This is a genomic window from Rhizobium sp. FG113, assembly GCF_057809895.1.
The window spans coordinates 98,591-122,746 of record NZ_JBMDKV010000001.1; the positions used below are offsets into that span (position 1 = coordinate 98,591).

At 61.7% G+C, this 24,156-nt stretch carries 19 protein-coding genes, 1 pseudogene and 1 riboswitch; of the genes and pseudogenes, 7 read left to right on the forward strand and 13 right to left on the reverse strand.

Features of this window, described 5'->3' with window-relative positions; translation table 11 throughout:
- Positions 1-46: 46 nt before the first annotated feature.
- Positions 47-142, reverse strand: a riboswitch (TPP riboswitch).
- Positions 143-218: 76 nt separating this feature from the next.
- Positions 219-689, reverse strand: coding sequence for an Lrp/AsnC family transcriptional regulator (locus ACODTZ_RS00460; RefSeq protein ID WP_489022979.1), 471 nt, complete (start codon positions 687-689; stop codon positions 219-221).
- A gap of 120 nt (positions 690-809) precedes the next feature.
- On the opposite strand from ACODTZ_RS00460, the gene putA reads away from it, so the two are divergent.
- Positions 810-4,520, forward strand: coding sequence for a trifunctional transcriptional regulator/proline dehydrogenase/L-glutamate gamma-semialdehyde dehydrogenase (gene putA / locus ACODTZ_RS00465; RefSeq protein ID WP_489022981.1), 3,711 nt, complete (start codon positions 810-812; stop codon positions 4,518-4,520).
- Between the two features lie 218 nt (positions 4,521-4,738).
- Positions 4,739-6,466 carry a peptidoglycan D,D-transpeptidase FtsI family protein gene (locus ACODTZ_RS00470; protein ID WP_489022983.1) on the forward strand — a complete coding sequence of 576 codons (1,728 nt, stop codon included), beginning with the start codon at positions 4,739-4,741 and terminating at the stop codon, positions 6,464-6,466.
- A gap of 57 nt (positions 6,467-6,523) precedes the next feature.
- Here the strand turns inward: ACODTZ_RS00470 and yghX are convergent, their stop codons facing one another.
- The 7 genes and pseudogenes from yghX to ACODTZ_RS00505 form a co-directional block, all read right to left on the reverse strand.
- Positions 6,524-7,411, reverse strand: a complete 888-nt coding sequence (gene yghX, locus ACODTZ_RS00475; RefSeq protein WP_112818811.1) for a YghX family hydrolase — start codon at positions 7,409-7,411, stop codon at positions 6,524-6,526.
- 85 nt (positions 7,412-7,496) lie between these two features.
- On the reverse strand, positions 7,497-8,762 hold the full coding sequence (locus ACODTZ_RS00480; RefSeq protein ID WP_489022985.1) for an MFS transporter: 1,266 nt from the start codon (positions 8,760-8,762) through the stop codon (positions 7,497-7,499).
- Between the two features lie 35 nt (positions 8,763-8,797).
- Complete coding sequence (locus ACODTZ_RS00485) at positions 8,798-10,234, reverse strand: M81 family metallopeptidase (RefSeq protein ID WP_489022986.1); 1,437 nt, start codon at positions 10,232-10,234, stop codon at positions 8,798-8,800.
- Between the two features lie 10 nt (positions 10,235-10,244).
- Positions 10,245-12,164, reverse strand: a pseudogene (locus tag ACODTZ_RS00490) (beta-N-acetylhexosaminidase).
- Positions 12,165-12,193: 29 nt separating this feature from the next.
- Positions 12,194-12,970, reverse strand: a complete 777-nt coding sequence (locus tag ACODTZ_RS00495; protein ID WP_489022988.1) for an SDR family oxidoreductase — start codon at positions 12,968-12,970, stop codon at positions 12,194-12,196.
- Positions 12,971-12,997: 27 nt separating this feature from the next.
- Positions 12,998-13,858, reverse strand: coding sequence for a MurR/RpiR family transcriptional regulator (locus ACODTZ_RS00500; protein WP_489022990.1), 861 nt, complete (start codon positions 13,856-13,858; stop codon positions 12,998-13,000).
- Positions 13,859-13,883: 25 nt separating this feature from the next.
- The gene (locus tag ACODTZ_RS00505; RefSeq protein ID WP_112424839.1) at positions 13,884-14,273 is read right to left on the reverse strand and encodes a RidA family protein; all 390 of its coding nucleotides are present in this window, start codon (positions 14,271-14,273) and stop codon (positions 13,884-13,886) included.
- Positions 14,274-14,383: 110 nt separating this feature from the next.
- On the opposite strand from ACODTZ_RS00505, the gene ACODTZ_RS00510 reads away from it, so the two are divergent.
- From ACODTZ_RS00510 to ACODTZ_RS00525, 4 genes are all read left to right on the forward strand, one after another.
- Positions 14,384-14,869 carry a hypothetical protein gene (locus tag ACODTZ_RS00510; protein ID WP_489024742.1) on the forward strand — a complete coding sequence of 162 codons (486 nt, stop codon included), beginning with the start codon at positions 14,384-14,386 and terminating at the stop codon, positions 14,867-14,869.
- Positions 14,870-14,889: 20 nt separating this feature from the next.
- Complete coding sequence (locus ACODTZ_RS00515; protein ID WP_489024744.1) at positions 14,890-16,350, forward strand: M81 family metallopeptidase; 1,461 nt, start codon at positions 14,890-14,892, stop codon at positions 16,348-16,350.
- 16 nt (positions 16,351-16,366) lie between these two features.
- Positions 16,367-17,467 carry a D-TA family PLP-dependent enzyme gene (locus tag ACODTZ_RS00520; RefSeq protein ID WP_489022993.1) on the forward strand — a complete coding sequence of 367 codons (1,101 nt, stop codon included), beginning with the start codon at positions 16,367-16,369 and terminating at the stop codon, positions 17,465-17,467.
- Between the two features lie 127 nt (positions 17,468-17,594).
- A complete protein-coding gene (locus ACODTZ_RS00525) occupies positions 17,595-17,897 on the forward strand; it encodes a hypothetical protein (RefSeq protein WP_047504923.1) in 303 nt (100 codons plus the stop codon).
- Positions 17,898-17,918: 21 nt separating this feature from the next.
- Here ACODTZ_RS00525 and ACODTZ_RS00530 read toward each other — a convergent pair whose 3' ends face one another.
- The 5 genes from ACODTZ_RS00530 to ACODTZ_RS00550 all read right to left on the reverse strand — a co-directional run bounded on the left by ACODTZ_RS00530 (position 17,919) and on the right by ACODTZ_RS00550 (position 23,320).
- On the reverse strand, positions 17,919-19,055 hold the full coding sequence (locus tag ACODTZ_RS00530) for an ABC transporter ATP-binding protein (RefSeq protein ID WP_489022995.1): 1,137 nt from the start codon (positions 19,053-19,055) through the stop codon (positions 17,919-17,921).
- Positions 19,056-19,145: 90 nt separating this feature from the next.
- Positions 19,146-20,351: an ABC transporter substrate-binding protein gene (locus tag ACODTZ_RS00535; RefSeq protein ID WP_018896581.1), complete on the reverse strand. Its 1,206-nt coding sequence runs from the start codon at positions 20,349-20,351 to the stop codon at positions 19,146-19,148.
- Between the two features lie 59 nt (positions 20,352-20,410).
- Positions 20,411-21,268: a carbohydrate ABC transporter permease gene (locus tag ACODTZ_RS00540; protein WP_018896582.1), complete on the reverse strand. Its 858-nt coding sequence runs from the start codon at positions 21,266-21,268 to the stop codon at positions 20,411-20,413.
- On the reverse strand, positions 21,265-22,149 hold the full coding sequence (locus ACODTZ_RS00545) for a carbohydrate ABC transporter permease (RefSeq protein WP_018896583.1): 885 nt from the start codon (positions 22,147-22,149) through the stop codon (positions 21,265-21,267). The genes ACODTZ_RS00540 and ACODTZ_RS00545 overlap by 4 nt, the downstream gene beginning before the upstream one ends.
- 13 nt (positions 22,150-22,162) lie before the next feature.
- Entirely contained in the window at positions 22,163-23,320 is a 1,158-nt protein-coding gene (locus ACODTZ_RS00550) for a Gfo/Idh/MocA family protein (protein ID WP_111560836.1), read from the reverse strand.
- 329 nt (positions 23,321-23,649) lie between these two features.
- Here ACODTZ_RS00550 and ACODTZ_RS00555 point away from each other — a divergent pair, with 329 nt between their 5' ends.
- Positions 23,650-24,132: an Lrp/AsnC family transcriptional regulator gene (locus ACODTZ_RS00555; protein ID WP_026282647.1), complete on the forward strand. Its 483-nt coding sequence runs from the start codon at positions 23,650-23,652 to the stop codon at positions 24,130-24,132.
- Positions 24,133-24,156: the final 24 nt, after the last annotated feature.

The following is a 24,156-nucleotide window of genomic DNA, read 5'->3' on the forward strand; positions in this document are numbered from 1 at the left end:
TGCCCCTTTCGGGCGGGGCAAGACGCGGGAACCCTGATAGCAATGCCGAAGGGTCCGAGCGACTCCCTCCGCCAGCATTATCTGGTTCAGGTTCAAAGGGTACTTCTCAGTCTGCCGTCGGCAAACGCCCCTGTCTCTCAATGGCAATGTTCTGTCAGAGAAGCCGACCGCTGTCACGCGCAAAATGAGAGCAGCCCGGAGCTGGCAATCTGCCTCGATCAGGCGCCGTTCTCCTTGATCGCCTCCATGGCAACGAAGGTCGACGTGTTGGCGACGAAGGGAAGGCTGGAGATCTTCTCGCCCAAAACGAGGCGATAATTGGCGATATCGGACGTGCGTATCTTCAGGAGATAATCGAATGCGCCGGCGATCATATGGCACTCCTCGACCTCCTGCAGCTTGCGAACGGCAACGTTGAAAGCGTTGAGCGCGTTCTCCCTGGTGTCGGAGAGTTTCACCTCGGTAAACGCCACATGGTTGCGGCCGAGCTTGTTGACGTCGATGATGGCGCGGAAGCCGAGAATATAGCCATCCTCGATCAGTCGTTTGAGCCTGACCTGGCAGGGCGTGTTGGACAGACCCACCCGCTTGGCGAGGTCGGTCACCGACATCCTTCCATCGGCGACGAGCGCCTCAAGTATGCGTTGATCAAATTGGTCGATTTCTCTTACATTTCCCGCACCAGCCACAATAATTCCCTTCAATATGAATATTGAATAGCGAACTAAAGACTAGATCGCTCAAAATCAAGTGAAATTGACTTTTTGAAATCTGCTAGCTTTCCGACATCAGCGGATCAGGAGCCCAGCATGGCAATCACCACCGACGCGGCAGCAGTCGAAGTCACAGTAGAGCAGGCCAACGGCTCTGCAAATCCCTTTGACGGATTTGCTCCACCGATCCGAGAACAGAGCGATATGCGCCGCGCGATCACAGCTGCCTACCGCACGCCGGAGACAATCTGCGTGCCACGCCTGGTTGAAGCAGCCGCCCTTCCCGATCACGTCAGGCAAGCCGCCGCCGATACCGCCCGCAAGCTGATCGAAGCACTGCGCGCCAAGCACAAGGGAACCGGCGTCGAGGGGCTGGTGCACGAATACTCGCTCTCCAGCCAGGAGGGCATTGCGCTGATGTGTCTGGCCGAGGCGCTGCTGCGTATTCCGGACACCGCAACGCGCGACGCCCTTATCCGCGACAAGATTTCCGAGGGCGATTGGAAGGCACATCTCGGCGGCGGTCGCTCGCTCTTCGTCAATGCCGCGACGTGGGGTCTTGTCGTCACCGGCAAGCTGACATCGACGGTCGCCGACCGCAGCCTTTCGGCCGCCTTGACCCGACTGATCGCCCGCTGCGGCGAGCCGGTGATCCGCCGCGGCGTCGACATGGCGATGCGGATGATGGGCGAGCAGTTCGTCACCGGCGAGACCATCGACGAAGCGTTGCAGCGGGCAAAGCCGCTCGAGCAGCGCGGCTTCCGCTATTCCTATGACATGCTGGGCGAAGCAGCGACGACGGGCGACGACGCGAAGCGCTACTACAAGGACTACGAAACCGCGATCCACGAGATCGGCAAGGCGTCTGATCGACGCGGCATCTACGAAGGGCCGGGCATCTCGATCAAGCTTTCGGCGCTGCATCCGCGCTACGCACGCGCGCAGAGCGCCCGCGTCATGGACGAATTGCTGCCGAAGGTGAAGGCGCTGGCGCTGATCGCCAAGTCCTACGACATCGGCCTCAACATTGACGCCGAGGAGGCCGACCGCCTCGAACTGTCGCTCGACCTTCTGGAAGCGCTCTGCCTCGACCCCGATCTCGAAGGCTGGAACGGCATGGGCTTCGTTGTCCAGGCCTATGGCAAGCGCTGCCCCTTCGTGCTCGATTTCGTCATCGACCTCGCGCGCCGCGCCGGCCGTCGGATCATGGTGCGCCTCGTCAAGGGCGCCTACTGGGACGCGGAGATCAAACGCGCGCAGGTCGACGGCCTCGCGGACTTCCCTGTTTTCACCCGCAAGATCTACACCGACGTTTCCTATATCGCCTGCGCCAGGAAGCTGTTGGCGGCGACCGATGCCGTCTTCCCGCAGTTCGCGACCCACAACGCCCAGACGCTGGCGACCATCTACCAGATGGCCGGCTCGGATTATTATGTCGGCAAATACGAGTTCCAGTGCCTGCATGGCATGGGCGAGCCGCTTTACGACGAGGTTGTCGGCCGACAGAACCTGAACCGTCCCTGCCGCATCTACGCACCCGTCGGCACTCACGAAACGCTGCTTGCCTATCTCGTGCGCCGCCTGCTGGAGAACGGCGCCAACTCCTCCTTCGTCAACCGGATCGCCGATCCAAACGTCTCCATCGACGAACTGATCGCCGACCCGGCCGAGATCGTCTCTAAGATGCCGATCGTCGGGCAGAAGCATGACAAGATCTCGCTCCCCGGCGAACTCTACGGAACCCGCCTCAACTCCGCCGGCCTCGATCTCTCCAGCGAAACGGTGCTTAATCACCTGTCGCATCTGCTGGGCGAAAGCGCCACCAAGGGCTGGCGCGCCCTTCCAAGTCAGGCGACCGACATCAACGGCGCGCGCGACGTGCTCAACCCCGCCGACCACCGAGACGCCGTAGGCCAGGTTCGTGAGGCAACGCCATCCGAAGTCGCAGCAGCAATGCAGGCGGCGCAAGCGGCAGCAGCATCTTGGGCCGGCGTTTCGCCCGCCGACCGCGCCGCTTTGCTCGACAGCGCGGCCGACATCATGCAGACCCGCATGGAAACGCTGCTCGGCCTCATCATTCGCGAAGCCGGCAAGTCGGTGCAGAACGCGATTGCCGAAGTTCGCGAGGCGATCGACTTCCTGCGCTATTACGCCGAACAGGCGCGCCGCACGCTGGGGCCGTCGCACGCGCCGCTGGGCCCCGTGGTCTGCATCAGCCCCTGGAACTTCCCACTGGCGATCTTCAGCGGCCAGGTCGCGGCCGCCCTCGTTGCCGGCAACCCAGTTCTCGCGAAGCCCGCCGAGGAAACGCCGCTGATTGCCGCCGAGGCCGTCAGGATCCTGCATGAAGCGGGCATTCCCGGGGATGTCGTGCAGCTGGTTCCGGGCGATGGTAGCGTCGGTGCGGCCCTTGTGGCGGCGCCGGAGACGGCGGCCGTCATGTTCACCGGCTCGACCGAGGTTGCCCGGCTGATCCAGGCCGAACTCGCCAAGCGCCTGTCGGCTGACGGCAAGCCGATCCCGCTCATCGCGGAAACCGGCGGCCAGAACGCGATGATCGTCGATTCCTCGGCGCTTGCCGAACAGGTCGTGGGCGATGTCATAGCATCGGCCTTCGACAGCGCCGGCCAGCGTTGCTCGGCGCTGCGCATTCTCTGCCTGCAGGACGACGTCGCCGACCGCACGCTGACGATGCTGAAGGGGGCTCTCCGCGAGCTGACGATCGCCAACACCAATCGCCTTTCCGCCGATATCGGCCCAGTCATCACCGCCGACGCGAAGGAGATCATCGAGACCCACGTGAAGTCGATGCAGGCGCTTGGCCGCCAGGTGGAACGCATCGAGCTGCCGACAGAGACACAGCATGGCACATTCGTCGCTCCGACGATCGTGGAGCTCAAGAACATCGCCGAACTGAAGCGCGAAGTGTTCGGCCCGGTGCTGCATGTCATCCGCTGGCGCCGGCAGGATCTGGACCGGCTGGTCGATGAGATCAACGCCACGGGCTATGGCCTGACCTTCGGCCTGCACACGCGTCTCGACGAAACCATCGCCCGCGTGACCTCGCGCATCGAGGTCGGCAACGTCTACGTCAACCGCAACGTAATCGGCGCCGTGGTCGGCGTTCAGCCCTTCGGCGGGCGCGGGCTTTCGGGCACCGGCCCGAAGGCCGGCGGGCCGCTCTATCTCGGTCGCCTGGTGAAAACACCGCCGATCCCGCCGCAGCACAGCTCGGTCTATAGCGATCCGGCGCTGTCGGATTTCGCCAAGTGGCTCGACGAGCGCGAACTGCACGAAGAGGCAGAGATGGCCCGCAACCTCGGCAGCCAATCGGCGCTTGGCTTGGAGAGCGAACTCACCGGCCCCGTCGGCGAGCGCAACATCTACGCGCTGCACGCACGCGGCACCATCTTCTGCGCCCCCGTCTCGGAAGTCGGCCTACATCGCCAGATCTCCTCCGTGCTGGCAACCGGCAACAAGGCATTCATCGAGTGCAGCGACAGCCTTCGCAGCAGTCTGAAGGATCTTCCCGTCAGCGTCTCCCAGCGTATCCACTTTGGCAACGGCAGGAGCACGAGCGAAATCCTTTCGGGCGCGCTCATCGAAGGCGACAGCGCGCGCATTGCCTCGATGCAGCAGGAGATCGCGGCCATGTCCGGCCCGCTGCTCCTGACGCAGGCGGCCTCGACGGCGGAGCTGGAGCGCAATCCCGAAGCCTATTGCCTGAACTGGCTGCTGGAAGAGGTTTCTACCTCAATCAACACCGCTGCCGCCGGCGGCAATGCGAGCCTCATGTCGATCGGCTGATACGCAGCGGCGTTCTGTGGAAACAGGGCGTCGGACAAGCAATAGCAGCACCGACCCGAGCGTCGTCGCCACCTTCAGTAGAAAGGTGGCGACCTTGGAATGACTTCTTTGTGAAATGAGCCAAGCCGAGGCAATTCGTTAACACCGCATTAACGATCTCGGCGCTAGCTGATGTGCACTAACAATTCGTATGCGCGCTATCGAGCAAGCTGGATCCGATGTCCATTCTCCAAACTCTAGCATCCAGAAGCGGGCGGCTCGTCAGCCTGGACTTCGGCTCTCGCGATGGCGGCAAGCGCCTGGTAAAGCCGCGCCGCAAGGCGCCCACGCCGAGATCGCGCCTGGCGATATTGGGCACCGTGCTTGTGCTTGCCTACGGCGTCATTGGCGGCAAGCTCATCTATTACGGCGTGCACGGCGACCCCTCCACCTCAGCCATCCTGCCCAAGCCTTCGTCGGTCGCATCGCGCCCTGATATCCTGGACCGCAACGGAGAACTGCTTGCGACGGACATCCGCACCGTGTCGATGTTCGCCGAGCCGATCAAGATCGTCGATGTCGATGACGCTGTCGAAAAGCTCGCCACCGTCTTTCCCGATCTCGACAAGCGATCGACATTTCAGAAACTCTCCAACCGTCGCTCGCACTTCGCCTGGCTGAAGCGCCAGCTCAGCCCGAAGCAGCAGAGCGAAGTGCTGAAGCTCGGCATTCCCGCCATCGGCTTCCGCCCCGAGGTGAAGCGCTTCTATCCGGGCGGCCGAACCGCCGCGCATATTCTCGGCTATGTCGACATCGACAATCACGGCGTCAGCGGCATGGAGAAGTATCTCGACGATCAAGGCCTCTCCGCCCTCGCCTCGACGGGTCTCACCATCGCAGGCAGCCTGGAGCCGGTGAAGCTTTCGATCGATATCCGCGCGCAGAATGCCGTACACGACGTGGTGGCGGATGCGATCGGCCGCTATCAGGCGCAATCGGCCGGAGCGGTCATCCTTGATATTTACACCGGCGAGGTCCTCGCCATGGCCTCGGCACCCGACTTCGATCCGAACGATCCGCAAGCGGATGGCGACAAAGGCTGGCTCAACCGGATGTCGAATGGTACCGACGAGATGGGCTCCGTCTTCAAGACTTTCTCGATCGCGATGGCGATCGACACCGGAAAGATCAAGCTTTCCGATACCTTCGACGCAAGCACACCTCTCCATTACGGCGGCTTCACGATCCACGACGACCGTGACGTTCCACGGCGCGTGTTGTCGATCCCCGAAATCTTCCGTTACTCGTCAAACGTCGGCACCGCCAAGATGATGGATGTCGTCGGCATGGATATCCAGAAAGAATACCTCACGCGCTTCGGCCTGCTTTCGAAGATGCAGACGGAGTTGCCGGAAGTGAAAACGCCGAGCCAGCCGAGGGTCTGGAAGAAGATCAACTCCATCACCGCCGCCTTCGGCCACGGCGTTGCCACGACGCCCATGCAGACGGCAGTCGCCGGCGCAGCTCTTCTGGACGGCGGCGAACTGATCGAGCCGACCTTCCTGCCGCGCACGCGTGAAGAGGCTGCCGAGACCGAACAACCAGTCGTCAAGAAAAGCACCAGCGACACCATCCGATACCTCTTCAAGCTGAATGGCGAGCAGGGTACCGGCAGAACCGCCGACGTCCCCGGCTTCCATGTCGGCGGCAAGACCGGAACGGCCAACAAGGTCATCCACGGCGTCTATTCGCACAAGCTGAGCTTTAACTCTTTCCTCGCGGGCTTCCCGATGCAGAACCCACGATACGTGGTGTTGTCATTCATCGATCAGCCACTGACGGGGTTGCACAACCTGAACCTCGCGGCCGAGACGGCGGCCCCGATGGTGGCCGATATCGTCAAGCGGGTCGGGCCGATACTGGGCGTTCAGCCGGATTTCGGACAGAACCTGTTGGTCGGCTATTGATCGGATGCACCGGACTCCGACCGCCAAGATGGGCGGCCGAGAGCCCATTGGCGGTGCTTAGACCAGGTATTTCTTGAACCAGGCCACAGTCCGTTCCCACGCAAGCTTGGCGGCCGCTTCGTCATAGCGCGGGGTCGAATCGTTGTGAAAACCGTGGTTTACGCCGGGATAAATATAGGCCTCATAGACCTTCTTGTCGGCCTTCAGTGCCGTCTCGTAGGCCGGCCAGCCGTCGGTGATGCCCTTGTCGAGTTCGGCGTAGTGCAGAAGCAGCGGCGCCTTGATGCGCGCGACGCTGTCGGCGCTTGGCTGACGCCCGTAAAACGGCACGGCTGCACCAAGTTCCGGATAGGCGACGGCTGCGGCATTGGCGACGCCGCCGCCGTAGCAGAAGCCGGTAATGCCGACCTTGCCTGTTGTCAGGTCGCTCTTCATCAGAAATTCGATCGCTGCGAAGAAGTCGTTCATGAGCTTCTGCGGATCGACCGTCTGCTGCAACTCGCGGCCCTTCTCGTCATTCCCGGGATAGCCGCCGACGGACGTCAGGCCATCGGGCGCCAGCGCTATGAAGCCAGCCTTGGCAACGCGCCGCGCGACGTCCTCGATGTAAGGGTTGAGCCCTCGGTTTTCATGAACGACGACCACGCCCGGCACCTTCCCCTCGGCCTTCGCCGGACGAACAAGATAGCCGCGCACGTCGCCATTTCCCTTGGGCGAGGGATAGGTGATGTATTCGGCGATGATATCGGGGTCGGTGAATTCCACCTGCGTCGCCAGCGCATAGTTCGGGCTCATCGAGGACAGAATTGCTGCGGCGGTCAGGCCGCCGACGGCGAACTTGCTCGCTCGGTCGAGGAATTCACGCTTGGTGATCCTGCCATGCGCGTAATAATCATAGAGTTCAAGCAGTTCCTGGGGGAAGTCCTTCGCGGTCAGCCGATTCATGATTGATCCTCCATCCATCCGTCTCAGTTGCAATACTACACGACCGTTTTCCCTCGTCAGTTCAACATTGCGCTACCAGCGGTGTTCAACGACGCCCTAGTCGGTCGAAGTACAAGAGCATCGCCAGCCCGATCACGCCGGCAAGCGCGCCTATGAAGGCCGTGCCGGAGTAGCTGCTGATTGCGGTGCCGATCGCAAAGAGCAATGCGCTGAGGCCGGCACTGATGAAGATGTTGACGGAGATGAGCGCGCTGCCCAATCCCGGACGCTCGGCGATCAGGTCCTGCAGATAAGTGATCGGGATGCTGATCAGCGCCGCGGCGCCAATGCCGCTGATCAAGGTGAGCGCGTAGACATGCCAGGGCGCTGAGGCGAAACCGAGCAGCATGAGATAGACGACATAGATGCTCGCGCCGATCGCGAGCGCCGTCACATGGCTCATGATCCTTTGCGCCCGACCCCAGACGATGATGAAGACGACTTCGAGGAAGGCGACGATGCCGATCAGGATGCCGAGGTCGGCGACCGTCCCATGCGCGGCGCCGGTGACGATCAGCGGCAGGATGGCGCCGTTTATATGCAGCGTAGAGCTGATGAGCGCGATGGCGATGACCCGGACAAGCACCGGCGGTGAAACGACCTCGCCGAGCGCAGCCAGATAGGAAAGATGGCGGCTTGCGGCCTTGTCGGTCCCCCTCTGGCGCGGCAGGAAGATGGCGATGAGGCCAAAGCACGCGGCGCAGGCGATGCCTGCGAACAGATAGGCCGGCAGCATGCTTGGCGACCGGGCGAGCAACACGCCGGTCAGGCCGGGCACCAGAACCCAGGAGAGCGACATCATCGCGCGCACACCGGAATTGACCCTGGCGACGTCATCGCGCGACATGCCGGTTGTCCTTCGGCGAACATTTCCGAAGAGCAGCGAATTCAGCGAGCCATAGACCGGCAGGAGCAGCAGCGCGCTGACGACGAAGGTCGCCTGATGCGGCAGAATGTAGATCGCACCATAGCCGAGCACGCCAAAGACTGCAGTCGCCAGCATCATGGTGCGGTATTCGCCGAGCCGGTCCGCCAGATTGCCGAGCAGGATGCTGACCGTAACGTTGACGGCCGCGGCGGAAAAAATCAGCGCGGAGTAGAGCCCGTTGCTCAAGCCCAGTTCGCGGATGCCGACGACGGATTGATAGGGAGAGGTGGCGGCACTCGCGACGCCGAACATAAAGAGGGCGAGCATGCTCACCCGGATGGTCGGGTCGCGGAAGACGGCGGGAAGGAAGCGGGTCATGTTCGAATTCGTGGCGGTGGCGGCGGACGCCCGTCTTGGGCGAGCGCGGCCTGGCGGGTCTGGCATAAAACCGAAACCGCCAGGCTGTCAGTTATTTTCTATCAGTCGGTCCAGCGCGCCGAGAAACGCGCTTGCGGGATATAGCTGAAATCGCGATCGAAGGGGAAGGCAGGCCGCGCGCGGCGGTTGCTGGTGAGCCCCTCGATATCCTGATTGACCACACCCTGCGTCAGTGCCATCAGGTTCGGATTGGCGATCGGCGCCAGTTCCGGCGAGAGGTAGCCGGATTTGACGACCAGGAGGCGGACGGCCTTCGGATCAAGCCCGAGCAGGGTGAAATCGGCGATGTTGTGATACGGCCGGCGGCGCGCGGCGAGCACGACCGTGATCCCGCCAACGCGCACGACCGCCTGGCGCTCGGCGGGCACACCCGTATCGGACAGCAGCACGACCTCCGCCTGCACTTTGGCCGGCGTGCTCGATCCATCGAGGCTACCGCCGATCGTAAGCGCCAGCGTGGCGCCCTTGCCGGCTGCAAAACAGGCCTCGACGGCGGGACGATCGGTAATCCCCGCAATCAGCGCGCCGTCAAAGCCACGCGTAATCAGCGCGTTCAACACATCGGCGCGATCGCCGACGCCGCCACCCGTCGGATTGTCGGCGGAATCGGCGAGGATGACGGGCGAGGTCTCGGCTTTCTCGGCGATATCGAGCATCTCCGCCAACGGCCCCGTAACCGGGCCGAAGCGGAATTCTTCGCGTGCGTTCCAGTAAGAGAGCGCGATCTCTTCCGCAGCCTTGGCCGCGGCACCCTTGCTGGTCGCGGTGATGACCGCACAGGCGGTCGCGCGCGGCTCGTCGGCCCAGACATAGCCGACCATCAGGTTGGCATCGAGAACGCCGGCGCGGTGGTCGAAGACCGGCAAGGCCTCATAAAGCGCCTTCGCCGGCTGATCTTCCGTCGATGTGCGCTCGCCGGGCCAGAGAACCGGCACCGGAGCCCAGGCGACGCCGGGGCGTGTGCCGCTCTTCAGGGCATCGACCAACATCGACCACGCCCGCACCATGGTTTCGCGCACATCGATATGCGGCGCGGTCCTGTAGCCGGCGAAGATGTCGAGCTGATCGATGATCTTCTGGCTGACATTGCCATGCAGGTCATAGCTCGCCGCTACGACGACATCGGGTCCCACAACCGCGCGAGCAGCCGAAATCCAATCGCCCTCGGCGTCGTCCATTCCCTCGACATTCATCGCGCCATGCATGGCGAGATAGAGCCCATCGAGCGGCAAGGCCGCCTTCAGGAGGGCGAGGAACTCGGTCTTGAAGGCCTCGTAGGCAATGCGGGAGACCGGGCCTCCAGGCACGGCGCGGGCATGCAGCAGCGGCAGATGCTCAATGCCATCAGCCTTTAGAAAGTTGAAATACTCGGCCCCCAGAAGGGCCGCACCCTTGAGGACGCGAAAATCCTCGACGGCCATCAGCACCGGCGAGTAGGTGCTGCACTCCGTATGAATTCCGCCAACAGCGATCCGCATCGTCAGCTCCTTAAAGTTTCGGGCTCAGCGGCACGATGGCCGAGAAGCGATCCCAGTTCTTCTTCGCCTTCGGTGTCCACGCAGCCTCGGCAATGGCCGGCAGGCGCGGGAAGACGAGACGGTTGAAATAGCCGCGCGACAAGAAGTGCTCCGACCAGATGCAGGCCTGAACGCCCTTCATCCTGTCCTTCAGCTCTTCCGGGAAATCGCCTTCGGCTTCATAGCCATAGGTGTGGGCCGGCGGCACCGTGCCAGCCCAGCTGGCGCCGGGCTCCTGGAAGGCCTCGGCCTGCACCATGTCGAGATAATAGGCCTGACCGGGGGTCATGACCACCTCGTAGCCTTCCCTGGCGAGCTCGATGCCAACCTGCGGGTTCTCCCAGGCCATCAGCAGCGTATCCTTGGCCGCGACGCCGCCGCCATGGGCAACCTCGTTCCAGCCCGCAAGCTTGCGCCCGCGCGCCGTCAGCATGTCCTTGACGCGTTTCAGGAAATAGGACTGCAGCGCGAAGGTGCCCTCGATGCCTTCCTGCTCCATCAGCTTCTTGGCGAGAGGCGACGCCAGCCAGGAACCGTTCGCCACTTCGTCGCCGCCGATATGCAGATACTTCGACGGGAAGAGCTCGACCATTTCGTCGAGCACCTTCTCAAGGAAAGTGTAGGTCAGCGGGATTGCCGGGTTCAGCGCATTGTTCGGATAGCCCTGGACCGAGTGATAGCTGTCTGGTGCTTCCTGGCCGTCGGTCAGCTCAGGCAGCGCCACGAGCGTCGCCGTGCTGTGGCCGGGGATATCGATCTCGGGAACAACCTCGACGCTCAGCGCCAGCGCATGTGCGACGATCTCGCGGACATCGTCCTGCGAATAGAAACCGCCGACCGGCTCCGCGCCGTTGCCGAGCTGCGGCAAAAGCGGTGCGTCTGGTCCGCGCAGCACGCCAGTGGTCGTGAGCTCCGGATAGGCCTTGATCTCCAGGCGCCAGGCTTCGTCATCGGTCAGGTGCCAATGGAAGATGTTGAGCTTTAGCCAGGCCAGAATATCGACCAGCCGCTTGATATCGGCCGCCGGGTAAAACTGGCGCGACACGTCGAGATGGCAGCCGCGCCAGCCATAGCGCGGCTTGTCGGCGATAGTGCCCGAGATCGGGAAATGGAATGTACCGGGGCGGCTGCGCGCGCCCTCGAGCAGCTGCGCAAGCGACGTAAGGCCATACTGGCGACCGGCGGCGTCCGCATAGGCAAGCGAGATTTCATCGGCCGAGAAGGTGAGCTTGTAACCCTCGGCCGCAATCGCGGCATCGGCGATGAAACGCAGCGCGCGGCCCTGCGGCGACGGCTGCAGATTGAACGGCGCATGCGCGCTTTCGAACAGGCGGCGCACCAGCGACGTGACCGTGGACATGGCGCGCAGATCATCCGGGGAAGCGCCGGCCGCAGGATAGAGCACGACTGGAAAGCCATCGCCCGGCTTGGCGTCGATTTCGGCCGGCCACGGCTGCAGCGCGAAAGGCAGGTCGATCCTGCCCTCAGGCAATAGCACCGGCGGCGGTTCGCTGACGCGGCCCTCGAGCAGGAGATCGGACACGGCGACCGCGACGTGACTGCCATCGGCAAGCGTCACATAGGCCGACTTGGCGCCATCGGTGCAGTGCTTTGCCGGGCGGTGCAGACCGCTCACCGTGAATGTCTAGCCTGCACCCGGCGCAATGGAAAGGCCTGTAGGTGGCGCAAACTCATGGAAATTGGCGTTGCGGCGCAGGAAGGTCGCGTTCTCGCAAGCCTTCTTGTCGATGACCCGTGTCAGCGACGTAAAGACAATCTTGAAGCCCGCAAGCGGCGCATCCGACAGGTTGAAAAGGGTAAAGGTGAAGCGACCATTCGGACCGCCGTCCGGCTGCCAGGAGCTCTCCAGACGATAAGGGGCCGTGTCCATAACTGTTCCTCTCAGTATTCTTTTTTTGATCAGTAGTCAGCGGATTGGGAGAAGGTGCGGGCAAGTTCCGCTTGGCCCGCGGTGAGGCCGCAATCGACGGGCAGGCAGACGCCGGTGATGCCATTGGCCTGCGCGCTTGCCAGGAAGCCGACCGCGTTGGCGACATCCTTCGGATCGACGACACGCTGCAGCGGATACCAGCGACGGGCTTCCTCGAAGACATTCGGATTGGCGGCGGCGCGGGCTTCCCAGGCCTGCGTGCGCACCGTGCCCGGCGCAATCGCGTTCGAGCGGATGCCGAACTTGCCGTATTCGACGGCGACCAGCTTGGTGAAATGCAGAAGGCCGGCCTTGGCAGCGCTGTAGGCCGGATGGCCGAAGACGTGCATGCCGTTGACCGAGGCGATGTTGACCACCGAGCCCTGCGTCGCCTTCAGGAGATCCGCGACAGCGCTGAAGCAGAGGAACGGCGCTTCGAGGTTGAGCGCGTTATCGGCGCGCCAATCCTCGGGCTTGGTCGACTGCAGGCTGACGGCGCGCCCGGCACCGGCATTGTTGACCAGCGTCCTCAGCGCGCCGAGCGAGGCAGCGGTCTTCGCCATTTCGGCAACGCTATGCTCGCTCGTCACATCGCAGCTGACGGCGACGAAGCGCTCGGTCGAACCCAGCGCACGCGCGGCCTTTTCGGCGGCAGCGCCGTCGATATCGACAAGCAGGACGACGTCGTGGTCATCCGCAAGCCGGCTGGCAATGGCACGGCCGATATCGCCCGCAGCGCCGGTCACGATCGCTACCGATTTTGTCATTCTCAGTCCTTTCCTGACATGAAATCCTCAGTCCCCGAGCAGCTGACGGTCATCGCCGTCACGGTGGGCAACGAGTTGTTGTTTGATGCGTCGAAGGGTGACCGCCGCCTGTGGGATGTTGTAGGCGACGAGGCTGGCCAGGATGTCGACGGCGGCCAGATAGGCGATGCGCGTCGAGGTCGGCCGGAAGATGTTGTTTCCCTCGGCAAGATCGATCGGGATGACGATATCGGCGGCCTTGGCGACGAGGCTGTCGGCCTGCGTCAACGCGATGGTCGTGACCCCGGTCTCGCGCGCGAGCGTGAAGGAACGGACGAGTTCGGTGTTGCGGCCCGAAAACGACGAGCCAACGACGACGTGCGTCGACTTCGCCGCCGCCGCCAGCATCAGCTGCATGCCGTGGTCGGAGCTCGCGGTGACATGCAGGCCGAAACGAAAGAGGCGATTCTGCAGCTCGCTCGCGATCATCGAGGAATTGCCACCGGAGCCGAAGGCATAGATCATCTCCGCCTTAGCGATCTTCTCGGCGGCCTGCTCGATGGCGGAAAGATCAAGCGAGCGATGCAGCAGGAATAGCGCATTCTGCGCCTTGGTGATGATGTCCTGGGCGACGTCACCGGGATCGCGGCTCTTCGGCTCGGGCCTGAGATAGCGCATCCCAACATAGGCCGTGCGGGCGAGCTGAACCTTGAAATCGGAAAAGCTTTCGCAGCCGACACGGCGACAGAAGCGGGTGACCGTCGGCGGCGAGACATCCGCCTTTTCCGCCAGCTCGATGATCGAGGCGTTGACGGCGAATTCGAAGTCGTTGAGCAGAATATCCGCGATACGGGTTTCCGACGGCGAAAGCCGGGCCTTCTCTTCCTGCAATGTCGAGAAAATATCCACGCCCGGCTCCCCTTGGTCTATCGCGCTATTTGTCTTTCGCTTTATACGCGACGCAATCGATTTCGACCTTGCAATCGACCATCATCGACGATTGCACACAGGCGCGTGCCGGGGGATGCTCGCCGAAATACTGCTGATAGATGCCGTTGAAGGTCCAGAAATCGCGGGGATCGTCGAGCCACACGCCGCAGCGCACGACATGCTCGAGGCCATAGCCGGCCTCTTCCAGGATCGCGATCACGTTCTGGATCGTCTTGTGCGTCTGCGCGACGATATTGCCGTCGATGATCTCGCCATTTTCCATGGCGACCTGACCCGACACATAGAGCCAGCCGTCGGCTTCGACGGCACGAGCAAACGGCAGCGGCTTTCCGCCTGCGCCGGTCTGAACGGTGCCATAACGCTTGATGGACATTGACCGATCCTTGCAAATTATTTTCGTGATAAGTTGACAAGTGACCATATTAAGCGGAATTTGACCAGAGAAAAACGTCATTCATGAAAAGAATTTCAATCGGGAACACCATGCGCGATCCTTTCAAGAACCCCTTCCCTGCTTCCGATACTGCCCGGCATTCGATCTGGGAGATGCTCGTTCACCGCGATATCGACGCCTTCCTGGCCGCAGATTGGTCGATGGTGGAGCACGATTTCGTCGAGAACGGCTTCATCGGCATCGATGGCCGCAGGCAAGTGAGCCCCGACAAGTGGCGGCTGGCCTTCCCGACGCTTGCCGCCTATCGCGATGAGTGGGTCCGCCAGGCCAAGGATTTCGCGACGCAGTCCTTTGCCGAAGACACGCGTACCGCCATTTTCACCACGACCACGCTCGAGGACATCGAGATCGATGGCGACATGGCGCTGGTGCGCAAGAAGTTCGACGGCGGCATCGCCAAGGCCGATGGCAGCCGCGATATCATGCAGTGGCAGACCCTTTATTATTGCCGCCTGCACGAGGGGCGTTGGAAGATCTCCGGTTTCACCGGCTATCTTCCGAACCCGATGGGTTGATCAATACAAAGGCCGAGACATTGCGGATTTTCACGGCGGCTCTCGCAACCGAGACCAATACCTTCTCCCCAATCTGCGTCGATCGGCGCGCTTTCGAGGCGTCGCTCTATGCGCCGCCGGGCGAACATCCCGAAACGCCGACACTCTGCTCCGCGCCGATCACCGTCGGCCGGCGCGTCTGCGCGGAGAAGGGCTGGACGCTGATCGAGGGCACCGCGACCTGGGCGGATCCGGCCGGTCTCGTCAACCGCGCCACCTATGAAGGCCTGCGCGACGAAATCCTCGGACAGCTTCGCGCAGCGATGCCCGTCGATGCCGTGGTGCTCGGCCTGCATGGCGCCATGGTCGCCGCCGGTTACGAGGACACGGAAGGCGATACGCTGGCGCGCATTCGCGAGATTGTCGGCCCCGACATCCCCGTTTTCGCCGAGCTCGATCCGCACAGCCATCTGACGGCCAAGCGTTTCGCCGCCGCCAATGCCTTCGTTTACTTCAAGGAGTTCCCACACACGGACTTCGTGGATCGGGCCGAGGACCTATGGCGCATCGCCGTCGACACGCTGGAGGGCCGCGTAAAGCCTGTCATGTCCGTCTTCGACTGCCGGATGATCGACGTGTTTCCGACTTCCCGCGATCCCATGCGCTCCTTCGTCGACAAGATCATGCAGCTCGAAAAGGACGATCCGGATGTTCTATCCATCTCGGTGGTCCACGGCTTCATGGCCGGGGACGTCCCGGAGATGGGCACCAAGCTTCTCGTCGTCACCAACGACCGCAAGGACAAGGGCGATGCGCTGGCGCGCGAACTCGGCATGGAGCTGTTTGCCAAGCGCGGCACCTTCATGATGCCGCAGATCGACGAGAAAGAAGCGGTGTCGCAGGCTCTGGCGGCAACGGCGTGGCCTGTCGTCATCGCCGATATGTGGGACAACCCCGGCGGCGGCACGGCCGGTGACGCGACCGTTGTTCTCGGCGAACTCTTGGCGCGCGGTGTCACCGATGCGGCGATCGGCACGATCTGGGACCCGATGGCCGTGCAAATCTGCATGGCGGCCGGCGAAGGCGCCGAGATTCCGCTGCGCTTCGGCGCCAAGTCGGCGCCCGGCACGGGCAACCCAATCGATGGTCTGGTCAAGGTCATCAAGATCGTGCCGAATGCCGAGATGCGCTTCGGCGAAAGCTTCGCGCCCTTCGGCGATGCGGCGCACGTCGTGCTTGATGGCATCGACATTATCTTGAACTCGACGCGCGCCCAGAGCTTCGATCCGAGCCTGTTCTCGGTGATGTCCATCGATCCGACGCAGAAGAAGATTCTCGTCATCAAGTCGACGAACCACTTCTACGCCTCGTTCTCGAAGATCGCGTCCGAAATCATCTATTGCGCGGCCGGCACGCCTTATCCTAACAATCCGGCGAAGACGCCGTATCGGCGCGCGCGCAAGGATATCTGGCCCATGATCGCCGATCCCCACGGCGCCTAACATGGAGTAGCCTCAGATGCACAACAACCCATTTGCCGTCGTCGCCAAGCCCGGCGACAAGGTCGCGGAACTCTCGACACCTCGGCCGATCATCGACGAAGACCGGATGGCGGCCAATATTGCTCGCACGCAGGCCTACATGGACGCGCACGGCATCGACTTCCGCCCGCACATCAAGACGCACAAGATTCCGGCGCTGGCGGCCCAACAGGTAGCGGCGGGCGCCAAGGGCATCAATTGCCAGAAGGTCACCGAGGCCGAAGTTTTCGCCGACGCGGGCTTCGAGGACATCCTCATCACCTTCAACATCATCGGCGCCCAGAAGCTCGAACGCCTGGCGGCGCTGAACGAGCGGATATCCGGGCTGAAGGTGGTCGCGGATAGCGCCTATACCGTCGACGGCCTGTCTGCTTACTTCGCCGCGCGCAAGCCGCTTGTGGTTCTGGTTGAATGCGATACCGGCGCCGGACGCTGCGGCGTGCAGAAGCCCGCGCAGGCCGTGACGCTCGCCAAGCACATTGACGCTGCGGCGGGCCTGACTTTCGGTGGACTGCTGAACTATCCGAAGCCGGGAGCCGCTAAAGAGGTCCAGGCGTTTCTATCGCAAACGCTGGCCTTGCTCGACGCCGAAGGCATCGCCTGCCCTATCGTCAGCAACGGCGGATCGCCGAGCCTGTTCGACGCCCATCTGGTTCCCGCCGCCACCGAACACCGGGCCGGCACCTATATCTATAATGACCGCTCCATGGTCCGCGCCGGCCATTGCACGGTGGACGACTGCGCCATGCATATTCTCGTCACCGTCGTTTCCCGCCCGACGGGGGATCGTGCCGTTATCGATGCGGGCTCGAAAACGCTGACCTCCGACCTGCTCGGCTTCACGGATTACGGTCAGGTGGTCGGCTATCCGCAGGCTTCGATCACCGGTCTGTCTGAAGAGCACGGCGTGATCGACCTCTCGAAATGCGAGGGCGCCCGCCCGCAGATCGGCGACAAGCTCCTGATCATCCCGAACCACACCTGCGTGGTCTCGAACCTCTTCGACACGATGGTCTTCCATCGTGATGGCGTCGTCACCCGCGTCGAGGACGTGGCCGCGCGCGGGCTCGTCTGGTAACCGAAGCGCCGGATTGGCGGCCGTTCACCGGCCGCTAACGCCATTGGATAATCCTCCTTGAAGTTTGCCATATCTGGCGCATTTTATTGATGCGCCAATATTCCGGCGACGTCATGGGAGACCATTCATGAGAGCGTTGATTGCATTGGGAATTGCAGGAAGCCTGGCGTGCATTTCCGCCGCGCAGGCGCCATCGCAATGGCAAACCTATTCCGGTGTCCCCGTCGATTCCGACCCGACCATTCTGGCCCGCTTCGACCACACCTATCCCTATTGCGAGCAGGAAGCGTTTCGCCGCGGCTCGACCGACGTCAACAGCCTGTGGCATGTGACGGCACTGCGCAATTGCATGTACCGCCACGGGATCGTTGATCGGGGCGCTTACGCCTATCCGACCAACACCCTGTTCTACAATTTTCTCGCTCGCTGATGGCGCGACGAGCGCTCGCGATCAGGCGAGCGCGGTCGGGTTCAGCAGATTGAGGTCGATATCGGTCAACGCCACATGGCGTTCGAACGCGATGCCGGCGTCGTCGAAGAGGTGGCAATCCACCGCGTTGATGCCGACGAGCATCGGCTGCTCCGGTCGCACGCCGACGCTGCCTGACAGCGTGGCGCAGAAGTTCTCGCCCTCGCCATTCAGCGCTGCGTAAGCGACCGTCTGCGCGCCGAGACGCTCGATGACGCTCGGCGTGATGGTGAGCGAGATATCGCCGGATGCAAGCTGGATATGTTCAGGGCGTACGCCAAGCGTCAGCGTCTTGCCGACGACGCCTGCGCGTGGCGTGACCGGCACGGTGAGCGACTGCCCCTTGTATTCGACGGTCACGCTCTTGTCGCCGACGGCAGTGCAGGTAACCGGCAGGAAGTTCATCTTCGGATTGCCGATGAACCCGGCCACGAAGATGTTGGCGGGCTTGTGGTAGAGCTCGAGCGGCGCGCCCGTCTGGGCGATCTCGCCGGCGTTGAGCACGACGATGCGGTCCGCCATCGTCATCGCCTCGACCTGGTCGTGGGTGACGTAGATCATGGTCGCCTTGAGCTGACGGTGCAGTTTCGCGAGCTCGATGCGCATGTCTGAGCGCAGCGCGGCGTCGAGGTTGGAGAGCGGCTCATCAAACAGGAAGATCTTCGGCTCGCGCACGATCGCGCGGCCGATCGCCACGCGCTGGCGCTGACCACCGGACAGCATGCCCGGCTTCTGCTGCAGGCGCTGGTCGAGATGCAGGATCCGGGCCGCGTTTTCGACCCTGGCCTTGAGCTTCTGCTCTTCCATCTTTTCGACGCGCAGCGGAAAGGCGATATTCTCGAAAACGCTCATGTGCGGATAGAGCGCATAGGACTGGAACACCATGGCGATGCCGCGCTTTACCGGCGGCAGATCGTTTACACGGACGCCGTCGATCACGATGTCACCCGCGGACGTCGCGTCCAGGCCGGCGATCATGCGAAGCAATGTGGATTTGCCGCAGCCGGAGGGGCCGACGAACACGACGAACTCGCCATTGTTCACCTCGAGCTGAACGCCCTTCAGAACCTCGAAGTCGCCGTAAAATTTCTGAACCTTGTTGAGAAATAACTGTCCCAAAACCTGTCTCCGGTCACCGCCACGCGCGGCGCTTACTCTCGATAGCGAAGGGATCGCGGGTGTTGCGCGCCCGCGATCCCCAACAAAGGCTTACTTGAACGCTTCGATCTCGCCAGCGGCCTTCTTGATGGCGTCAGCCGGTTCGGCCTTGCCTGTCACGACGGACTGGACCATTTCGATCATAGAGTTCTGGAAACCCTTGTAATCGGTGAAGAGCGGCTCGGGACCACCATAGGTGATGCCGTCGATGAACGGCTTCCACGACGGATCGGCCTTGACGAATTCGTCGACCTTCGCGGAAGGACGCATTGGTGTCAGGCCGGCGCCGCCCTGGAGTTCGTATTCAGGCTGGATATCCGACGAGGTGATGTACTTGGCGAATTCGATCGCCTTGTCCTCGACGCCAGAACCCTTGAAGATCGCCAGGCTGTCGGTGATGAGCAGCGTGCCCGGGCCCTTGGCGTCCGGTCCGAGCGGCAGCGTCGTCACACCCCAGTTGATCTTGGTGTCCTTGAGGCGGGCGGCAGCGCCGGAACCGGCCTGGATCATGCCGACCTTGCCGTCGAGGAAGATCGCACGAACTTCGTTCTGCTCGTAGGCGGTCGGGCCTTCTTCGGAGTAAGGCGTGATGTCCTTGTAGGCCTGGAGAGCGGCGAGCACACCCGGGCTATCGAGCGTGACCTTGCCATCGGCGTCGATGACGGTCGCATTGTTGGTGTAAACCCAATGCATGAACTGGTGCATGGTGTTGTCGAAGGTCTTGGCGGACAGGCCGTAACCCGGGATGCCCGTCTTTTCCTTGATGGTCTTGGCAGCAGCGATTTCTTCAGCCCAGGTTGTCGGCGGCTTCTCGGGGTCGAGGCCGGCCTGCTTGAACAGATCCTTGTTCCAGTAGAGCGCCTTGGTGGAGAATGCGATCGGAACGCCCCACTGGTTGCCCTCGAAGGTGACCGTGTCGACGATGTGCGGGTAGTAGCCCTTCTTCTCGTCGTCGGTCATCGGAACCGGAACGATCAGGTCGTTCTGGGCGAATTCCTTGAGCGTGCGCGAGCCGACGTAAGCCATCGCGACGGGCGTGCCCGCGGCGGCAAGCGTCGTAGCCTTGTCCTGGCACTGTGCCCAGCCAACGACTTCAGGCGCAACCTTCCAGCCCGGATTCTTGCCTTCCCATTCCTTGATGTACTTCTCGTGGATCGGGTCGATCTTGTCGCCGCAATAGATCCAGCTGATTTCCTTGTCGGCAGCTTCGGCCGTCATGGCGCCAAGCGCCGTCGAGCCGAGCAAGGCCAGTGCCATAAGGCTAGTTTTGAAAGCGATGCTCACGTCAATACTCCCGTTAGTTAGCTGTTCACTTGTTATTGTTTTACCGCACCGGCAGTCAGACCGCCGACGAGATATCGTTGCAAGAAGAAGATGATGACCATCGCGGGCAGAATGCCGACGAAGGAGGCTGCCATCAGCTCGTTCCAGATAACCTCCTGCTTACCGAAGTAAGCGAAGAGCCCCACCGGCAACGGCATGTATTCGGTCTTCGAGTTGAAGGTCAGCGCGAAGATGAATTGCTGCGCGTAGGCGCCGATGAAAGTGGTGATGGCGACGACGATGATCCCCGGCATGGCAATCGGCAGGATCACGCGGCGCAACGTATAGAAATGACTGGCTCCATCCATATAGGCGGCCTCGTTCAGCTCCTGCGGGATACGGATCATGTAGGTCCGCAGCAGCCAGATGGCCGAAGGAATGAGGAATGCCACGCCAGGCACGATCATCGCGAAATAGGTGTTGAGCACGCCGAGCGTGCGCATCAGCCGAAACAGCGGAATGAGCAACACGGCGCCAGAGAACATGTTGACCGTCAGGAACGCGCCAAGCAGCAGGCCCATGCCGCGAAACTCGAACTTCGCGAAGGCATAGGACGCCGGGATGACGAGCGCCAGCACGATCACCGTGACGATGATCGAGATGAAGAAGGAGTTGAAGATATAGCGCCCGAAGCCCGGAACGCTGATCCACATGGTGCGATAGGCCTCGAACGAGCCGTTTTCCGGCCAGAAGCGATAGGGCGACGAAAACAGCTGGCTGAGCGGCTTCAGCGACACCAGGAAGCCTTCGACGAACGGCGCCAGCACGAAGGTGAGGAACACCAAGACACCAAGGTAGATCAGCAGGATTTCCCACCAGCTGTAGCGATCGATCATGGCCGCGTTCTTCATGCGCGCTTCTCCGGGTTGAGCCGACGGGTGACACGGAAATAGGCAAAGCAGAATGCCGAGAGGAAGATGCAGATCAGCACCGCGCGGGCCGCACCCTCACCATATTTCTTCGAGCCGATGGCCGTCTGGTAGGTATCGATGATCATCGTCGTGGTCTGTCCGCTGGGGCCGCCCTGCGTCAGGATCCAGATGATATCGAAGGAGTTGAACGTGGCAATGAGGGATAGCATCGACATTGTGATGATCGACGGCACCATCAGCGGCAGGGTGATGCGGCGAAAACGATAGAAACGCCCCGCGCCATCCGTCCAGGCCGCCTCATAAAGATCCTTCGGGATCGACTGGATGGCCGCCAGGAAATAGATGGTGACCATCGGCACGCCGATCCACACGTCGGTGATGATCGTTGCCCAAAAAGCCGTGTTGCCATAGGCGAGGAAGGCCACCGGGCCATCCACGAAGCCGATGCGCTGCAGCATGCCCGAGATCATCCCGAACTGGCCGTTATACATCCAGCCCCACATGAAGATGCCGATCGCCATCGGCACCACCCATGGCGGCATGGTCAGCAAACGAAACAGCGAGCGACCGGGCACCGCGCTGTTCAGCAGCGATGCGCCGAAGGTGCCGATGATCATCTTCAGCGATACCGAGAAGAAGGTCCAGATGAAGGTGCGGACGATGACGTCCGCGAAGGTCGCGTTGAAGATCTTCTCATAGTTCGCCCAGCCCACCCAATTGGTCACTTTTCTGAGTGACGCATCGGTGAAGGACAGAATGAACGTATCGACGAGCGGGTAAGCGACGATTACCGCGACATAGAGGACTGCCGGAAGGAGAAGGATCCAGGCGAAGATGAGGTTGCTTCTTTGAACGTTCATCCTGCCGCCCTCCTCAAGCCGCTCTGGCGTGGAGCGCCTCGTCGAACTTGTCCCATACGGGACGCAGGTCGACAACCGTCTTCTTGATGCGAGCCTCGTCCATGGAGAGCGCCAGAATGCCGGCTTCAAGCGCGTTCAGGGTCGAGACGGGCAGCACCGTGCCGGTGCGAACGCTGTCGAGGATGTCGACCGCCATCTGCTCGTCGGCACCATAGTGCTGCGAGAGTTCGGTAGCCGCATACTTGTTCTCGACGACCTTCTTGCCGGTGAGCTGCTCATGCACATCGAGATAGCCGCGCACGAAATCGCCCTCGGCCATCCCGCGCGAGCCCATGATCGCAAAACGACGGAACTGGTCGGGAACGTTGAGGTTGGTGTGGAAGTTCATGCCCACGCCATTGGCGTATTCGACGATCGCAACCTGATAGTCGATGATGTCGGCATCGCTGTCGAACACCTTGTCGGTGCCCTTCCAGCCGCTCGGCTTGCGATGGAACAGCTCGAGGTCGTTGATGCCTTCGCGCGCCGGGTCGTTTGCCGGCGTAAAGCTCTTGCGGCCGCCGAAGCTTGCGACCCGCTCGGGCCGCGCGCCGGCGATGCCGTTATAAAGGTCGAGATCGTGGCAGCATTTTTCCAGCATGAAGCTGCCGGAATAACGCTCATAGCGGCGCCAGTCGCGCATGAAGAATGCGCCGTGGTAGGGCTCGATATGCTCGGACGCCTCGATCGAGACGATCTGGCCGAGATTGCCGGCCGCCTGAACCGCCTGCAGGTCGCGATAAAGCGGCGAATAGCGCAGAACCAGACCGACCATCAGCCGCTCGTGACCGAACTTGGCCATCAGGCGTGCGAGCTCGATGCTTTCGGCGATCGTGGTCACGATCGGCTTTTCGCAGAACACCTTCAGACCGGCTTCGAGACCGATGCGGATATGCTCGAGATGGAAGAGATTGGGCGAGCCGATCATCAGGAGATCGAGCTTTTCGTTGGCGATCAGCTCCTGCGGCGTGGCATAGGATTTGCCAACGGAAACGCCCTTCTCGACGAGACCCGGCAGACCTGCGGGCTCGGGATCGACATAGCCGACGATCTCGAAGCTTTCATCAATCGACTTGAAGACGTAGCCCAGATAGCCGAGCCGGAAACCTAGCCCGATAATTCCCACTTTCATGCTGCTCTCGTTCCCATTTACGTAATTTATTTTCGTCAAGTTGAGACAAAAATTCGATCTCGTCAACACGAAACACGGAAAAAGTTGGAACTGTGAAATTAATTTTCATGACGCTTGTTTGACAGGCATTTTGATTTTCATCGCGTATGCGCCTGCCGTCAGCCACAAGGCGGGACGATAGGATCGCCTGTACCCACATCATCATGTGGGTAAGTGGCAAGATGCGCGTGCCCATCTCGATCGAGCGCGGCGTGAGCATTGACACAAATCGCGTCGCCTCACACTATTTCGCGGAAACCATACCAACACTGATTGGCAGAGCGTGTCAAATGAACGATTCCACTGCAAAAATCGATGCGTTTGACATGAAGATCCTCAGCGCCATGCAGAATGATGCGACCCTGTCGCAGCGCGATCTGGCCGAGAAGATCGGCCTCTCGCAGAATGCCTGCTGGCGCCGGCTGCAACGGCTGCACTCCCTCGGACTGATCCGGGGATCGCACAGCGACATCGACCTGAAGGCTCTCGGGTTCGACCTGACGGTCTTCGTCATGATCCGCACACGCCATCATTCGAAAGAATGGAGCGAGGGATTTCGGGCGCATGTCGAGCGGTTGCCCGAGGTGATCGACTTCTATCGCATCGGCGGCGACTGGGATTATCTTATCAAGGTTGTGACGAAAGGCATGTCGGGCTACGATGCCTTCTATCAGAAGCTCATCACGAATTTCGATCTCGCCACGGTGACAGGCTTTTTCTCAATGGAGGCGATCATCAACAATCGCCCGGTCGACCTGACGCGACTGCGCTGACGAAAGAAGCGAGGATGGCCCCAG

Coding starts and splice junctions, on each gene's coding strand:
- putA (WP_489022981.1), top strand. CDS start 810: ATGGCAATCACCACCGACGCGGCAGCAGTCGAAGTCACAGTAGAGCAG.
- ACODTZ_RS00470 (WP_489022983.1), top strand. CDS start 4,739: ATGTCCATTCTCCAAACTCTAGCATCCAGAAGCGGGCGGCTCGTCAGC.
- yghX (WP_112818811.1), bottom strand. CDS start 7,411: ATGAATCGGCTGACCGCGAAGGACTTCCCCCAGGAACTGCTTGAACTC.
- ACODTZ_RS00480 (WP_489022985.1), bottom strand. CDS start 8,762: ATGCCAGACCCGCCAGGCCGCGCTCGCCCAAGACGGGCGTCCGCCGCC.
- ACODTZ_RS00485 (WP_489022986.1), bottom strand. CDS start 10,234: ATGCGGATCGCTGTTGGCGGAATTCATACGGAGTGCAGCACCTACTCG.
- ACODTZ_RS00495 (WP_489022988.1), bottom strand. CDS start 12,970: ATGACAAAATCGGTAGCGATCGTGACCGGCGCTGCGGGCGATATCGGC.
- ACODTZ_RS00505 (WP_112424839.1), bottom strand. CDS start 14,273: ATGTCCATCAAGCGTTATGGCACCGTTCAGACCGGCGCAGGCGGAAAG.
- ACODTZ_RS00510 (WP_489024742.1), top strand. CDS start 14,384: ATGCGCGATCCTTTCAAGAACCCCTTCCCTGCTTCCGATACTGCCCGG.
- ACODTZ_RS00520 (WP_489022993.1), top strand. CDS start 16,367: ATGCACAACAACCCATTTGCCGTCGTCGCCAAGCCCGGCGACAAGGTC.
- ACODTZ_RS00525 (WP_047504923.1), top strand. CDS start 17,595: ATGAGAGCGTTGATTGCATTGGGAATTGCAGGAAGCCTGGCGTGCATT.
- ACODTZ_RS00535 (WP_018896581.1), bottom strand. CDS start 20,351: ATGGCACTGGCCTTGCTCGGCTCGACGGCGCTTGGCGCCATGACGGCC.
- ACODTZ_RS00540 (WP_018896582.1), bottom strand. CDS start 21,268: ATGAAGAACGCGGCCATGATCGATCGCTACAGCTGGTGGGAAATCCTG.
- ACODTZ_RS00545 (WP_018896583.1), bottom strand. CDS start 22,149: ATGAACGTTCAAAGAAGCAACCTCATCTTCGCCTGGATCCTTCTCCTT.
- ACODTZ_RS00550 (WP_111560836.1), bottom strand. CDS start 23,320: ATGAAAGTGGGAATTATCGGGCTAGGTTTCCGGCTCGGCTATCTGGGC.
- ACODTZ_RS00555 (WP_026282647.1), top strand. CDS start 23,650: ATGAACGATTCCACTGCAAAAATCGATGCGTTTGACATGAAGATCCTC.